The following is a 14,403-nucleotide window of genomic DNA, read 5'->3' as shown; positions in this document are numbered from 1 at the left end:
CCAAGCCTATCCTGCCGATCAAGGATATCTGGCTCCATCCCCTGCACAGGAACTTCCGCTCAATTCTGTGTCGCTAGCGCCGATCGTCAAGGTCAGACTTGGCCCACGGGTTCACCGAATACTTACCAGAAGGGAGCCGGCATAGCCAGGCCACAAAGCGGTCAGTGGGATGGCCACGCGAAAATAGTGGCCTCTGGAGCCCGCATTGCGCCCAAAACCTTCCTCCTCGTTGTTGACCGCGGGCGGTTCCATCACCGCTTCCACGGTCGCAAGCTTGCCCCGAATGTAAGCCGGCACGCGATAATGTCCGACGGGATAGCGAACCGAGATTCGGACACTGTCGCCTGCCCTGAAAGCGGGTTCCTCACCCAGGGCCTTCACGACATTCAGCGCTGGGAATGGATTTTGCATGGACACCTCGTTCAGAAAGGATAGTAAATGCAACGCTGTAATCAAAAGTATACGAGCCCCCATCAACCGACGTCAATCTCGCCACGACGGAACGTCAGGATGAATTTGTCCTGCCGGTCAACAGATCAGGATTTACGCATTGACATCGGCTTTATCCTGCCAACCGTCACCAATGGAATGCCTGGCAAACCAAGGGGCGACCCTGTAGGCTGCTGGCATGGGCTGTCCAGATTTTCATCATCGCCACCTACCACACCACGCCATGACCATGATCACCGCCGCTTTCCTGCGCTGCCTGACCGCCCTTGTCTTCCTGATGTTCAGCCTGCCGGTCGTGATCGCGGCACCGCGACTGCCGGGTGCCGGTTCCGAACGGCCGGAAGTGCACACCGAACGGCCGGGAATGCTCGCCGAACTGCCGGCACTGGCTGCCGACCTGCGCGAACTGACCGTCTCCGGCGTTTCTTCGGGTGCTTACATGGCGGTACAGTTCCAGGTCGCGTATTCGCAACTGGTGCGTGGCGCCGGTATCATCGCCGGCGGACCGTATGACTGCGCCGAAGGTTCGATCCTGCGTGCGCTCACCCGCTGCATGTCGCCGTCCTCCTGGGCAGAACTGCCGTCGGTCGCCGAACTGCGGGCGCACGCCGAGGCACTGGCGCGCGCCGACCGCATCGATTCCCTCGAACATCTGCGCGATGACCGCGTCTGGCTGCTCTCCGGCGGCAAGGATGAGACCGTGCATACCGCAGTCGTCGAGCGGCTGGCGGCTTTCTACGCCGAGTGGCTGCCGCCGGCAGCGATTCGCTTCGTCAAGGTCCCCGAAGCCGCGCACGCGATGATCTCGGTCGCCGATCGCAAGGCCAATGCCTGCAGCAGCATGCAGGCGCCGTTCATCAACCGTTGCGGCAATCTCGACGCTGCCGGCGAAATGCTTGCCCAGATGCTCGGCCCACTGCAGGCAGCGGGTGGCACAGCGCGTGGCGAAGTCATGAGGTTCGATCAACGGCCTTTTGTCGACGGCCAGGCGATCGATGCGGGACTCGCCGACGAGGCTTACGTCTATGTGCCGCAGGACTGCCGTAACGCGGTCTGCCGGGTGCATGTCGCCTTTCACGGCTGTCGCCAGAGCGCCGCGCAGATTGGGCGACGCTTCGTCGAGGGCGCCGGGTACAACGCCTGGGCTGACAACAACCGCATCATCGTGCTCTACCCGCAAACCGTACCGCGCACTGGCTTCGCCTTCGGGTCCTGGAAATGGGTATACAACCCCTCGGGCTGTTGGGACTGGTGGGGCTATTCCGGCAGTGCTTACGCGACCCGTGAGGGCCTGCAGATTGCCGCCGTGCGCGCCATGCTCAAACGCCTGGCTGCGCCGCGCCAGCGTTGATGTCGGCCACGCGGCAGAGTCCAGGGCCAGACTGTGCGGCCGGTCGGCGATGGCCATGCCAACGGTCATGATTTTTCCAGCCACCCCGATCATGCCAGTCATGACCGTTTCCCTCTCCCCCAGCCCCTCCCCCGCGAGTGGGGAGGGGAAATTCGTGAGTCGCTGACGCGACTTTCACATTAACGTCGGTGCGGACGCAGGAAGGCATGGTGGCCGAAACGGCCGAGGAGCCAGAAACGGCAGGACGGTCATGACTTTCATGGTCGGGGGAGCCTGGAAAAGTCATGACCGTGAGGCTCTGCTGCGGCAGCGGCAGGGCTGGCTCACCTTTCGAGCGACACCGGCAGCAGGCCGCGCAGGGCATTGCCCAGATACAGCCGGGAAGCCCCGCGCAGGTCGTCGAGCCGTAGCACCTGTTCAAGCGCACGCCCCGATTCAAGCATTTGGCGGCGCAGCACACCAGGCAGCAGGCCGCAATGCAGAGGCGGCGTCAGCAGCAGCCCGTCGCGCTCGACGAAGACGTTGCTGCGTGCGCCTTCACAAACCTCGCCGCGCGTGTTGAGAAAGATCGTGTCGAAGACTGCGGGGGATGCCGACAACGCCGCCAGTGCCCGCTCATAACGGGCGCGCGCCGTGGTCTTGTGGCGCAGCAGGTAGTCGTCATCAGGCAGTGCTTCAGCCGCCAGGCGTGCGCTCCACTGGCGGTCGGGTTCGTCCATGAGAGGTGACGCTGTGACGCGACAACTGCCGTCATGCGCAAGCGTCAGACGAACGCGAAAGACTCCACGCGGTCGATCAGCAGCTTCTGACGCCAGCACCGCGGACACGGTCGACAGCGCACAGGCGAAACCGAGGCTGCGAGCGGAAGCCTGCAAGCGATCCAGGTGCAAAGGCAACCAGGGATACCCTCCGTCTTCGAGGCGCAAGGTTTCGAACAACTCGAATCCCGGATCGAAAGCGGTCAGGAAACTCCCTTTGAGCAGACATTCTGCATACTCGGACGCCGGCTCCGCGCCGGCGACGATGCCGCTACCCACCCCCATGCACGCCCGCCGGTCAGTTCCCATTTCGATGGTGCGAATGGCGACATTGAAACGGCAGTCGCCAGTCGGCGCCAACCAGCCCAGAGCCCCGGTGTACAGGCCACGCGGCGATTCTTCCAGTTCGGCAATGCGCTGCATGGCGCGTATCTTCGGTGCACCGGTGATCGATCCACAGGGAAACAGCGCGCCGAACAGCTCGATCAGGGGCATTGCCGGCAGTTCTGCGGTCACTGTAGACACCATCTGCCAGAGCGTGGGATAGGCTTCGGCCTCGCACAAGGCCTCGACGCGCACCTTGCCCGGCTGCGCCAGTCGTCCCAGGTCATTGCGCAGCAGGTCAACGATCATGATGTTCTCGGCGCGCTCCTTCGCCGAAGCGAGCAGCGCCGCCCGCTGCTCCTGATCAGCCAGCGCTGTGCCGCCACGCGGCGCCGTGCCTTTCATCGGACGCGTCACGACGCGGTTTCCCGAGCGCTCGAAAAACAGTTCCGGCGAGAAGGAAAGAATCGCTTCCTCGCCACTGCCGACGTAGCCCCCATGGCGAACGGGCTGCCGTTGGCGCAAGCGCGCATACAGTGCCAGCGGATGACCGTAGATCCGGAAGGTCAGCGGAAAAGTCAGATTGATCTGGTAGCAGTCGCCGTCGGCGATCCAGTGACCAATCTGCCTGACCTGCCTGGCATGCTTGGCCGCATCGACGCCAGGCGACAGATCAGCGATTCCGGCCAGCCGTTGATACTCGGGGAGCACGGCCACTTGCTCGGCAAGAAACGTATCGACTGCCGGCGCGTCAAGCCACTCTGCCTGCGCAAATACCCAGGCCCGGAGCAAGGGCCTCCTCGCTGGTGACCTGGCAAGAACCGGTTCGAGGCTTGCACCGAGAGCATAATCGGCCGCCAGTGCCACCCAGTTTCCGGCCGCAAGCGCCCCCTCGATCACCTCAAAAACCCGTACAGGATCGGCCGCGGCGTCGAGCACGATGGATCGACACCGGTTGCTCAGCAGCAGAGCACTTCCTCCATCACCGTCAAACAAGGCGAAGCGGACAGGCATCAATCGGCGCTCAGGCAAGGAATGCCGCAGCAAGAACCCGTCCGCCAGGCGATTCCTTACTTGCGCTTGAGGTAATACTCGAAGACCCGGTTCGATTCAGTGCTCGACAGCAGCTCATTACCGGTCTGCCGGGCGAAGGCCTCGAAATCCTTGAGCGAACCCGGATCGGTCGCCAGTACGTGCAGCACTTCTCCTTGAGACATTTCGGACAGAGTCTTCTTGGTACGCAGAATCGGTAACGGGCAATTCAGCCCCTTGACATCTAATTCTCGATCGAAATGCATGGCCCGGCCCCCCCAACGAAAGGCGTATTTTACCCGCCATTCCGCTTCTCCTTGGCCTCCTCCATCTGCAGTTTGCGCAATTCACGCAGACGGGCGTCCACTGCGGACTGTTCGAAGAAAGTGCCGTCGGCAGCCTTTTGCGCAAACTGCAGTTGTTCAACCGCCGGCCCCAACTGTCCCTGCAGCAGATAGAACTCGGCCTGCGCCCGATGCTGCTGGAGACGCCTGCCCGCCGCCGAAAAGGTTCTGGCCTGCAGGCCATACAGCTTGTAGTCCGAGCTGTAGACCTGCAATTGCGAGTCCAGAAAATGCTGGCCCTGTTCGTATTGCCCCACGGCCAGCAGTGCTTCGGCGTAACCATAAACCAGCGCCCTGGACTGTGGATAGCGCTGCAAGGCATCGCGATAGATCGCCAGTGCGCCAGCCGGATCATTGGCCGCCATCCTGATCTCGGCAGCAAGACCGGCGATCATCGGCGAAGACACTTTGAGTGCCATCAGCACATCGAATTCTCGCTGTGCGGCCGCCACTTCCTTGGACCTCAACAGTGAGTACGCGACTCCGTAGCGAGTGGCTGCCTCGGAAACATATTTCTTGTCCCGTAACTGCTTACCAAACTCGTTGGCTGCCTCGCGTGGTGTGCTCATCTGCACGCGCAGTTTGGCGCGCACCAGATGAAAGTCCAGGCTGTCGGCGACCTGCCGATAGGGAGCACCCTGCGCTCGGTTCTGCATGTCGGAGATTCGTTCCAGGGTCAGCGGATGCGAGCGCAGGTAGACCGGCGCGTTGTTCTCATACACTCGCCCGGCCTGCTGCAAGCGACCAAAGAAGTCGCCCATGCCGCGCACGTCGTAACCCGCCTGGGTCATCATCTGAAACCCCAAGCGATCAGCTTCTCTTTCATAATCACGACTATAGGCCAGTTGTGCCTGAATCGAGCCGGCCTGCGCCGACGCAATCGCAGCACTGGCGACCTGCGAGTTGGAGCGGGCAGCCAGGACACCGACGGCCATCGCAATCATGCTGGCGATCGAATTCTGTTTCTCGCGGGCAATCTGCCGGGCCAGGTGATTCTGCATCACATGCGAAATTTCATGTGCGAGTACGCCAGCCAGTTCGGACTCCGATTGCGCCGTCAGCAAGGTGCCCGTGTTCACGCCGATGAAACCGCCGAACATCGCAAATGCATTGACCGTGTTATCGCGAACAAAGAAGAACTGACAATCGCGTGATGGATTTGAACTGGCAGCAACCAGGCGGCTGCCGAGACGATTGAGGTAGTCGGCAAGCTCTGCGTCGTCAACGTAGCTCGGCTCACGCAGGCGGATTTCATTCATGATGCGTTCGCCGAGCTTTCGTTCAAGCTGCGGCGGGAGTTCGGCATGCGCCGCCTCGCCGAGGTCGGGAAGCTCGTCTGCCCGCAGCGAGGCACTTCCCGACAAGACGGTGATGGTCAGGAATACGGCGGCAGAGGTGGTTCGGATCAACGCGGCTCCCAAGCATCGGCGAATGGAGAGGGTGCTATGATACCCAATGCCCGGTCCTTAATTGTTACCAAGGGCCACGAGACCCATTTCAGGGATGTCGATTGGCGAATACCGGCTTACCTCACTGACCATCATGCCCACCAACCCTCTCACCCACTTCAATTCACAAGGTCAGGCGCAGATGGTCGACGTCGGCGCAAAGACCGAGACCCACCGACAGGCGATGGCTACCGGGAGCATCTTGATGCGACCGGAAACCCTGGCCCGAATTGTCGAGGGTTCGGCCAGCAAGGGCGACGTTCTTGGCGTCGCGCGGATTGCCGCGATTCAGGGCGCCAAACGCACTGCCGACCTGATCCCCTTGTGTCATCCGATCGCCCTGACCAAGGTGTCGGTCGATTTTGCCATCGACAAAGAGACCAACAGCGTGCATTGCACAGCGCGTGCCGAATGTTTCGGTCGCACCGGTGTCGAGATGGAAGCGCTTTGCGCTGCCAGTATCGGTTTGCTGACGATCTACGACATGTGCAAGGCGGTCGATCGTGGGATGCGCATTGAAGGATTGCACCTGCTTGAGAAAAGCGGCGGCAAGTCAGGGCACTGGACTGCCAACTAAGATAGCGAAGTCACAAGACGCACACGCTGGCACGAAAGCAGGCGGCAAGCCATCGAGATCCGGACGTGATGACAAAAAAACCCGCCGGAGGCGGGTCCCTATTGCACACCCCAAAAGTCAGGTGCGCGAAATGTTCGATGCTTGCTTGCCCTTCGGGCCCTGCGTCACGTCGAAGGAAACCTTCTCGCCCTCTTTGAGGGTCTTGAAACCACCCATGGTGATCGCGGAGAAATGAGCGAAGAGATCTTCACTTCCATCGTCCGGAGTAATGAAGCCGAAACCTTTAGCGTCATTGAACCACTTTACTGTACCTGTTGCCATCTTGCCACTTCCTTGAAAAAAGACTAAACCCGGGTATTACCCGACTTGCATGCTTCTCATTCAACACCAACCGGTCAGGGATCTCGGACAGGGATAAACACCAACCAGCCGCCTAGATTAAGAGCATTTGAACGTTTTACGCTAGATCGGGCAGCGGCGTCAAGCGTTTTCAGTTTTCAAGAGGTCTGCTGCTGGCTGCACTGTCCAGATCCGGAAAAAGGGCAAGACTGGTATTGCGCATCCGTAAAGACTGGTTAGAATTAACTCATGGCCACAAAGCATCAAGACAGTTCCCTGCTCGAAGCGAAACGCACCCAACTCGCGCCCCCGCCCCTGTACAAGGTCCTGTTGCTGAACGACGATTTTACCCCGATGGATTTCGTGATTGTCGTTCTGCAAAGATTTTTTGGCCTTGATCGAGAACACGCGACGCGTATCATGCTCAAAGTTCATACCGAGGGCCGCGGGGTCTGTGGAATTTTTCCGCGCGACATCGCCGCCACGAAGGTTCAACAGGTTACAACCTTCGCACGCAGCAACCAGCATCCCCTGGCGTGCGTAATGGAGGAAAATTAAATGATTGCGCAGGAACTTGAAGTCAGCTTGCACATGGCATTTGTCGAGGCACGGCAAAAGCGCCATGAGTTCATCACCGTCGAACACCTGCTGCTGGCATTGCTCGACAACCCATCGGCTGCCGAGACCCTGCGCGCCTGCGGAGCAGGTATTGAGCAACTGCGCCGGGATCTGACCCGTTTCATCAGTGAGCACACGCCAACTGTCGCTGGTGATGACGAGATCGATACGCAACCGACCCTGGGTTTCCAGCGCGTGATTCAGCGCGCCATCCTGCATGTTCAGTCCTCCGGCAGAAAGGAAGTCAACGGCGCCAATGTTCTGGTCGCGATCTTTGGCGAGAAGGATTCGCATGCGGTCTATTACCTGCAAAAACAGGGAGTCAGTCGCCTCGATGTAGTCAACTTCATCTCGCACGGAATCAGCAAGGTGCCACAGAGCGCGCCGCGCAACGAGCCGGAAGTCGAAGCGGAAAGCGAGCAGCCCAGCGCCGCCGGCCCACTCGAGAGCTATACCATCAATCTCAACGCACTGGCCCTCCAGGGCAAGATAGACCCGCTGATTGGCCGTGACCGTGAACTTGAGCGAGTCATCCAGACGCTCTGCCGCCGGCGCAAGAACAATCCACTGCTGGTCGGCGAAGCGGGTGTCGGTAAAACCGCCATTGCCGAGGGGCTGGCACGCCGGATCGTCGAATGTGAGATTCCCGAGATTCTCGCCAAAGCGAATGTCTACTGTCTCGACATGGGCTCTTTGCTGGCCGGCACCAAGTATCGCGGTGATTTCGAACAGCGGCTGAAGGGAGTTCTGAAGCAGCTCAGCGACAATCCGCAGGCAATTCTGTTCATTGACGAAATTCACACCCTGATCGGTGCAGGATCGGCTTCAGGCGGCACCCTCGATGCATCGAATCTGCTCAAGCCCGCTCTGTCCACTGGCCAGTTGAAGTGCATCGGTGCGACCACCTACACCGAATACCGCGGCATTTTCGAGAAGGACCACGCACTTTCACGGCGCTTCCAGAAAATCGACGTCAACGAGCCTTCGAGCGCTGAAGCGGTCGAAATCCTCAAGGGACTCAAGTCACGCTTTGAATCCCATCATGGCATCAAGTACTCGGCTGCGGCATTGACCTCGGCCGTCGAACTTTCGGTACGCTACATTACCGACCGCCACTTACCGGACAAGGCCATTGATGTCATCGACGAAGCGGGCGCCGCACAGCGGATCCTTCCCAAGTCCAGACAAAAGAAACTGATTGGCAAGATCGACATCGAGGAGATTGTCGCCAAGATTGCACGTATCCCCTCGACCCACATTTCGTCTGACGACCGCAATAACCTGAGAAATCTCGACCGTGACCTGAAAGCCGTGGTTTTTGGCCAGGATGCAGCCATCGATGCCCTTGCCAGAGCGATCAAGATGGCCCGTTCCGGTCTGGGCAACCCCACCAGGCCGATTGGCAGCTTCCTTTTTTCCGGACCCACGGGAGTCGGCAAGACCGAAGTCGCCAAGCAACTGGCATACTGTCTTGGCAATGAACTGGTGCGTTTCGACATGTCCGAATACATGGAACGGCACGCCGTCTCGCGCCTGATCGGTGCGCCACCGGGCTACGTCGGCTTCGACCAGGGCGGACTGCTGACCGAGGCGATCACCAAAAAACCGTACAGTGTCCTGTTGCTTGATGAAATTGAGAAAGCGCATCCTGACATCTACAATATCCTTTTGCAGGTCATGGACCACGGCACACTGACCGACAACAACGGACGCAAGACAGACTTCCGCAACGTGGTGATCATCATGACCACCAATGCCGGCCAGGAAGCCATTCAGAAAGCAACGATGGGTTTCAACCCTTCCCGGAAGGCTGGCGACGAAATGGCCGAGATCAAGCGGATTTTTACCCCTGAATTCCGCAACAGGATCGACGCCACCATTTCGTTCGGGGCGCTTGACCACACCGTCATCCTGCGGGTAGTAGACAAGTTCCTGATGCAGCTCGAAGCACAACTCCATGAAAAGAAGGTGGAGGCGGTGTTCACCACGGCATTGAAAGAGGAACTCGCCGCGAAAGGCTTCGACCCGCTGATGGGTGCCCGCCCGATGGCACGCCTGATTCAGGACACTATCCGCGCCTCGCTGGCCGATGAGCTGCTGTTCGGACGACTGGCTTCTGGCGGCCACGTCACCGTCGACATCGACGAAAACAAGAAAGTGAAGCTGACTTTCGAAGAAGAGCACGCGGCACTGGCCTGAGCAGCCATGACCATGCCACGGGCAATGCTCATTTCCTGAACCACGATCACCAAGGCCAGCCGCATGCGTTTCAAGACTCCCGACTTGCTGGATAACAACGAGGCCAGAATTCACGCTGGCAGCGTCCGTATCGTCGCACCCATGTTTCGGCATTATGGGGGCCGATCCGCTTTCTCTGGCCAGGTGGTCACGCTCAAGCTGTTCGAGGACAACTCGCTGGTACGTGAAGTTCTTGCTGAAGATGGCAGGGACAAGGTCCTGGTGATTGACGGCGGAGGCTCGATGCGTTGCGCGCTGGTCGGTGACCAGTTGGCAATCCTGGCTCACAGGAATGCCTGGGAAGGGATCGTGGTCTACGGCTGCATCCGCGATTCGGAAGACATCAGCCGTATCGACATCGGCCTGCGCGCGCTTGATACCCACCCCTTGAAAAGCATCAAGAAAGGCGTCGGCGACCGCGATCTGGCCGTCAGTTTCGGTGGCGTCACTTTCAGGCCGGGGGAATGGATTTATGTTGACGGCGATGGCGTAGTCGTCAGTGAGCAGCCATTAAGCTGACCCAGGCCACAGGATCGGAGATCAAGTGTGAACGTTGGCATAGACTTGCTTAAAGCCATTCGCTCGGGGCGTCTTCAAGAGGTCCGGGCAGTACTCGACGCTGGCGCATCGGCGGAGTTACTTGACGGTCGGGGCGACCCTGGTTTGCCGCTCGGTGTCGCCTGTTTCATGGGATACGCCGACATCGTCCGCGAGCTGGTCAGCCGTGGCGCGAAAGTCAACACCCCGGATAATGCCCAACCCACCTCGCCTTTGTCGATGGCTGTTCGCGGCAACCGCAAGGAGGTCGTCAAGGCCCTGATCGAGCTGGGGGCGAAGGTCCCGCCGGGTATGCAGACTGGGCTGTCCGAACAGGAGATGATGATCGCCCGCTTGCGAGGTCAGCAATACAGCACGAAGACTGCCGGCGCCGGCGAATACCACCCTGAGCCGCCGGTCGTCGTCGAGGAAATCGAAATGTTCAGCTGCTATGGAACCAATACGGCCGTGCTTGATGCTGACATGATCCGGGCGGCACGAGAAATGGAAAAGAAGAAGTAGTCGTCATGGTGCCCATCGTGCCTGCGTGGCCTCAAGGCAGCGAGACCGCTCAGGTGCGATCGGCTTCGTCAAGCGTGATATCGACCATCAGGTCGTTCGACAGGCTCTCCAACTCGCGAGTCAGTTCGCTCACGTCGAGCTTTGATGCGGCAGTCAACTCGACACTGGCGTGGAAGAGCATCTCTGCAGACATTGGCGCACTCGCTGTGTAGGTGCTGAGATCCTCGACATTGAGCGCATGCCGGGCAAGCACCTGCGAGACTTCGCGGACAATGCCGATACGGTCATGACCCACCAGCGAAAGCTTCAACCGTCGCTGGCCGGCCTGAGCTGCGGGCAAGCGGGAAACCTCGGACGTGATACGCAGGCCGGGCAAAACGGCGAGCGCTTTGGAAAGAGCAGCGAGTTGTGCCTCCGCGACGCTAACGCAGACAATCCCGGCGAACTTGCCGGACAGGTTCGACATCGATGACTCCAGCCAGTTGCCCTGGTGCTGACTGATGGCGGTGGCAAGCTGTTCGACAAGACCTGGATGGTCATCTCCGATCACGGTTAGAACAAGGGAAACGTTCATGGGGGACTCCTGGGAAAGTGAGCCGCCATTTTACCTTCTGCCGTCAGGCCGCTTGCTACCGGTTTCTCGTCGCGACCGAGCGCAGCACATCGTCCAAGGAGATACAAAAGGGCTTACCCAGGTTTGCCGTCAATCCGCTCCCGCGACAACACTGGCCAATACCGAATTGCATACAAGGCAAACGCCAGAGACCAGCAAATTCCCGATCCGATGACGGTGGTCAGGTAGGCATCGGGAACGATCATGCCCCCGAAGACCCGGATCACCGCTGCGCTCTGGACGAGGACGAAACAGGCCAGATCGAAGCCATCGGCAAGGAGCGGACGGCCGGTATGGCCGCGCGCGGTGCGTGTCATCATACCGATCGTCATGCCGCCAATGGCCCCAATCGTCAGCGCGTGCATCGCAAGTGGCTCGGCAACCAGACTGAGCACCGCCAGTGCACGCAGCACGAGGTAGATCACAATCCAGCCGTAGGCCACATGCAGCACCCAGACCAGCGGTGTCGCGAAGGTTCGCCAAGGCCGCCAGAGATAGAGCCGGATCGCGTGCACCACGGCTGCAGCCAGCGCAATGGTTGCGATCACAGTTGCTGGTGCCGACAGAATATCGGCACCCAGCAAAATCAGAACACTTCCAAGGGCGATCTTTTCCACAAGTGGATGGCGAATGGCTTGCGTGCCCGGAATTCCGTTGTTGGTAAACATCGGAATCACCCGTCCACCCATCACCGCGATGATGAACAGGATCACATCGAGTCCAAGCTGCAAACTCGCCCGTTCGGGCCAGGCCAGCATGCCGAGCCAGGAAAGATGCATGGCCAGAATGGCTGCCCCAAGAAGCATCAGCAGCGCGACAAAGAAGTAGTTGCGCCGATTACGGCTCTTCACCAAGGGAATGACCAGCCCGATCCCGACGGCTACCGGAAATGCAGCGTTCACCAGGGCTGCCGCGACTGCGTAGGGCGTCAGCAGCAGGACCCGTCCGGCGATCCAGAGCAAGGCAAAGGCAAACAGCACGCCACCGGTCGGCGTTGGCTGTCCGGTCCAGTTACGGCCGGCCGTGAAGAGGAACCCGGCGACTACCGCCAGCGTATACCCGAACAGCATCTCATGACCGTGCCAGGTCGAGCCGTGCAGCAAACTGACCGGCAAGTATCCCGTGTATTGCGCCACCCAAAGCGGAATCGACAATGCAGCGAAAATACTGGCAAGCAAATAGAATGGCCGAAAACCCAGAGCCCAGAGCGCAAATTTTGCAGTCGATGCGCCTCGTTGTGGGCCAGGTTCCACGACTGACAGCAGTTTTGACATGGTGATGTCCATCCAGAATGAGTTGGCGCTTGTTTACGGAAATGTTGTTCGCTGCTTCGATCGGTTTGTTGACTAACGGCCATGGCTTTTCCAGGCACCCCGATCATGAAAGTCATGACCGTTTCCCTCTCCCCCGACCCCTCCCACGGCCCGCGCTGCATCGCGGGCTGGCTGCGGCGGCGCGGAACAGTGCTCCGCGAAACCCCGCCTTCGCCCCCGCGAGGGGGAGGGAAGGTTCGTGAGTCGCATACGCGACTTTCATATTAAAACCAAAGCCAGCCACTTCCGATCGTCTGTCAGGTCGGCAAGCGTATAGCGGTTGAGGGATTCGTACAGTGTTTCGAATGCGTCGACGAGCGCACGGGTCAGCTTGCACACGCCTGCGATCCGGCAGGCATCGGGATTGTCGGACAGGCATTCAACCATCAGTACCGCCCCTTCTGCTGTGCGCACGATCTCGCTAATCCGGATTTTTTCCGGTAGGTGCGCAAACCGGAGGCCGCCCCCTTTCTCAAGGATCCCGGCATCGACTTCGTAACCAAGGTCAGGAAAAACAGGAAACCCGTCACCCTCGATCCCTTCGACCAGCGATGCTACGGCAGTGATCCCTCGTCGAAACCGTCATCAACAAACTGAAAAACCTCGGTCAGATCGAGCACACCCACCATCGCTCGCCCATCCACTTCGCCGTCAACTGGCTTGCCGGCCTCATCGCTTATTGTCTCATGCCCAACCAGCCCAAATTATCGCCACCGAACATCCGTCGGCTTTCTCAGTCCCCGAAGTCTGACGAACGTTGCCGCAGCACCTCCAGCGCCCGCTCCAGGATGATGCGGTCGGCCACGTCCTTCTCCCGCGTGGTCTGTTTTGTCCGCAACAGTCCTTCCAAATTGATCGTACGGATCGGCAGGCCATCCAGATCAATCGTCTCGGCAAACGGCTCTAGCGTCTCGTAGGTCTCGCCGCAGGCGTTGAGCAGGATATCCACCACGAAGGCATCGGCCAAACGGATGTTTTCCCCTTCCTCGAACCAGATGGGATCAATGCCCGTCGCGGACTGGTCCGGCAATACCATCAGAGCTTTCTTGACGCGTTCTCCGGCTTGCCGGGTCGCAGGGACCAGCACGTCAATATCCGTGGTTGCGCGATGGTAGCCGTGGGCAAACAGCGCGTAGCCGCCAATCAGGAGGTACTCGGCCCCTTGTTGGTTGAGCGAAGCGATCAGGGCTTTGAGGTCGGTCAACGTGGCCGGTCGGCTGTACTCTTCCATCAGCGACGCGCCAAGGCGGAGTCGGCGATGCCTTCGACCAGGCAATCCATTTGGTGGCGATTGGCGTCTTCATGTGACTTGAACCGGAAGACACCTTTCGGGATAAAAGTTGCCTTGCCGGTCGGGAGACGGTGGATTTCATCGTTAAAACGAGCCCCCTCCGCCAAGAGAGCGGCGGAAGCCGAGAAGCTGATCGGACGCTCTTTGCGGTAACCGATGGTGCGCATGATTCTCTCCTCAGGCCATCAATACCTTCGCCACGAGTCCGCCTGGGCACTTGCGAACGCCAGGCCGACGCTACGCGATTCTTTCGTGTAGCAAACGTCGGACGGATCACTCTTGTCAAACTGTCCAGCCCTCCCCCAGGCGACCGACCACAAATAGCCGACGCGGAGCAATGCGAGCGGTACCACTGACCCGATCCGGAACGCACGGACGTGCCAGCGGATCGACAGGCTGGATGCTGAACGAATGATCGAACCGCCATGACCGTGAAAGTCGCTAGGCGAATCACGAATCTCACCTCTCGCTTCTGGGAGAGCAACTGTGTTCCCGGTCAAGCATTTTTAGAGACATTTTGATGGCATTGGTGTAGTATATCGGCATAATCATCGGAGTGATATCCCGTATGTATATATTCCTGGCTTTCGGCATGCCCTCTCTCTTTTTTCCGCCCTTCGTCATGCAGCAGGCGCAATTTGCCCTACC

General features: G+C 59.5%; 16 protein-coding genes and 1 pseudogene. 7 read left to right on the top strand and 10 right to left on the bottom strand.

The features are described 5' to 3' along the window. Window positions 1-111 precede the first annotated feature (111 nt). A complete protein-coding gene (locus V5B39_RS19070; RefSeq protein WP_332344441.1) occupies window positions 112-411 on the bottom strand; it encodes an SH3-like domain-containing protein in 300 nt (99 codons plus the stop codon). A 262-nt stretch (window positions 412-673) separates the two neighbouring features. On the opposite strand from V5B39_RS19070, the gene V5B39_RS19065 reads away from it, so the two are divergent. After that, window positions 674-1,801 carry an extracellular catalytic domain type 2 short-chain-length polyhydroxyalkanoate depolymerase gene (locus V5B39_RS19065; RefSeq protein ID WP_332344440.1) on the top strand — a complete coding sequence of 376 codons (1,128 nt, stop codon included), beginning with the start codon at window positions 674-676 and terminating at the stop codon, window positions 1,799-1,801. A gap of 323 nt (window positions 1,802-2,124) precedes the next feature. Here V5B39_RS19065 and pabB read toward each other — a convergent pair whose 3' ends face one another. Genes pabB through V5B39_RS19050 form a run of 3 tightly spaced genes read right to left on the bottom strand, consistent with a single transcriptional unit; the run spans window position 2,125 to window position 5,668 of the window. After that, window positions 2,125-3,897, bottom strand: coding sequence for an aminodeoxychorismate synthase component I (gene pabB / locus V5B39_RS19060; protein ID WP_332344439.1), 1,773 nt, complete (start codon window positions 3,895-3,897; stop codon window positions 2,125-2,127). A gap of 56 nt (window positions 3,898-3,953) precedes the next feature. Then, on the bottom strand, window positions 3,954-4,181 hold the full coding sequence (locus V5B39_RS19055) for a sulfurtransferase TusA family protein (RefSeq protein WP_034921512.1): 228 nt from the start codon (window positions 4,179-4,181) through the stop codon (window positions 3,954-3,956). A 29-nt stretch (window positions 4,182-4,210) separates the two neighbouring features. Then, the gene (locus V5B39_RS19050) at window positions 4,211-5,668 is read right to left on the bottom strand and encodes a beta-barrel assembly-enhancing protease (RefSeq protein ID WP_332344438.1); all 1,458 of its coding nucleotides are present in this window, start codon (window positions 5,666-5,668) and stop codon (window positions 4,211-4,213) included. A gap of 94 nt (window positions 5,669-5,762) precedes the next feature. Here V5B39_RS19050 and moaC point away from each other — a divergent pair, with 94 nt between their 5' ends. After that, on the top strand, window positions 5,763-6,284 hold the full coding sequence (moaC, locus tag V5B39_RS19045; RefSeq protein WP_332344437.1) for a cyclic pyranopterin monophosphate synthase MoaC: 522 nt from the start codon (window positions 5,763-5,765) through the stop codon (window positions 6,282-6,284). 117 nt (window positions 6,285-6,401) lie between these two features. Here moaC and V5B39_RS19040 read toward each other — a convergent pair whose 3' ends face one another. Further along, a complete protein-coding gene (locus V5B39_RS19040; RefSeq protein WP_332344436.1) occupies window positions 6,402-6,605 on the bottom strand; it encodes a cold-shock protein in 204 nt (67 codons plus the stop codon). A gap of 267 nt (window positions 6,606-6,872) precedes the next feature. On the opposite strand from V5B39_RS19040, the gene clpS reads away from it, so the two are divergent. The 4 genes from clpS (at window position 6,873) to V5B39_RS19020 (ending at window position 10,538) form a co-directional block, all read left to right on the top strand. Beyond that, complete coding sequence (gene clpS, locus V5B39_RS19035) at window positions 6,873-7,181, top strand: ATP-dependent Clp protease adapter ClpS (protein ID WP_332344435.1); 309 nt, start codon at window positions 6,873-6,875, stop codon at window positions 7,179-7,181. Then, window positions 7,182-9,440, top strand: a complete 2,259-nt coding sequence (gene clpA / locus V5B39_RS19030; RefSeq protein ID WP_332344434.1) for an ATP-dependent Clp protease ATP-binding subunit ClpA — start codon at window positions 7,182-7,184, stop codon at window positions 9,438-9,440. A 63-nt stretch (window positions 9,441-9,503) separates the two neighbouring features. Continuing rightward, entirely contained in the window at window positions 9,504-9,998 is a 495-nt protein-coding gene (gene rraA, locus V5B39_RS19025) for a ribonuclease E activity regulator RraA (RefSeq protein WP_332344433.1), read from the top strand. A gap of 27 nt (window positions 9,999-10,025) precedes the next feature. Continuing rightward, window positions 10,026-10,538, top strand: a complete 513-nt coding sequence (locus V5B39_RS19020; RefSeq protein WP_332344432.1) for an ankyrin repeat domain-containing protein — start codon at window positions 10,026-10,028, stop codon at window positions 10,536-10,538. A 49-nt stretch (window positions 10,539-10,587) separates the two neighbouring features. Here the strand turns inward: V5B39_RS19020 and V5B39_RS19015 are convergent, their stop codons facing one another. The 3 genes from V5B39_RS19015 to V5B39_RS19005 form a co-directional block, all read right to left on the bottom strand. Further along, on the bottom strand, window positions 10,588-11,112 hold the full coding sequence (locus V5B39_RS19015) for a glycine cleavage system protein R (RefSeq protein ID WP_332344431.1): 525 nt from the start codon (window positions 11,110-11,112) through the stop codon (window positions 10,588-10,590). Window positions 11,113-11,225: 113 nt separating this feature from the next. Next, window positions 11,226-12,425 (bottom strand): NnrS family protein, encoded by a 1,200-nt coding sequence (locus V5B39_RS19010; RefSeq protein ID WP_332344430.1) that lies wholly within the window; start codon window positions 12,423-12,425, stop codon window positions 11,226-11,228. Window positions 12,426-12,683: 258 nt separating this feature from the next. Beyond that, window positions 12,684-12,944 carry an RrF2 family transcriptional regulator gene (locus tag V5B39_RS19005; protein WP_332344442.1) on the bottom strand — a complete coding sequence of 87 codons (261 nt, stop codon included), beginning with the start codon at window positions 12,942-12,944 and terminating at the stop codon, window positions 12,684-12,686. Between the two features lie 86 nt (window positions 12,945-13,030). Here V5B39_RS19005 and V5B39_RS22280 point away from each other — a divergent pair. Then, window positions 13,031-13,171, top strand: a pseudogene (locus V5B39_RS22280) (IS982 family transposase); the annotation flags it as partial. A 26-nt stretch (window positions 13,172-13,197) separates the two neighbouring features. Here V5B39_RS22280 and V5B39_RS19000 read toward each other — a convergent pair. After that, window positions 13,198-13,695 (bottom strand): hypothetical protein, encoded by a 498-nt coding sequence (locus tag V5B39_RS19000; RefSeq protein WP_332344429.1) that lies wholly within the window; start codon window positions 13,693-13,695, stop codon window positions 13,198-13,200. Then, the gene (locus V5B39_RS18995; RefSeq protein ID WP_332344428.1) at window positions 13,695-13,922 is read right to left on the bottom strand and encodes a hypothetical protein; all 228 of its coding nucleotides are present in this window, start codon (window positions 13,920-13,922) and stop codon (window positions 13,695-13,697) included. The genes V5B39_RS19000 and V5B39_RS18995 overlap by 1 nt, the downstream gene beginning before the upstream one ends. Between the last annotated feature and the right edge of the window lie 481 nt (window positions 13,923-14,403).

The sequence above is a fragment of the Accumulibacter sp. genome, assembly GCF_036625275.1.
In the GTDB taxonomy this organism is placed as follows: domain Bacteria; phylum Pseudomonadota; class Gammaproteobacteria; order Burkholderiales; family Rhodocyclaceae; genus Accumulibacter.
Note: the sequence above shows the minus strand (reverse complement) of the source record. Positions and strands in the feature narration are given on the sequence as shown.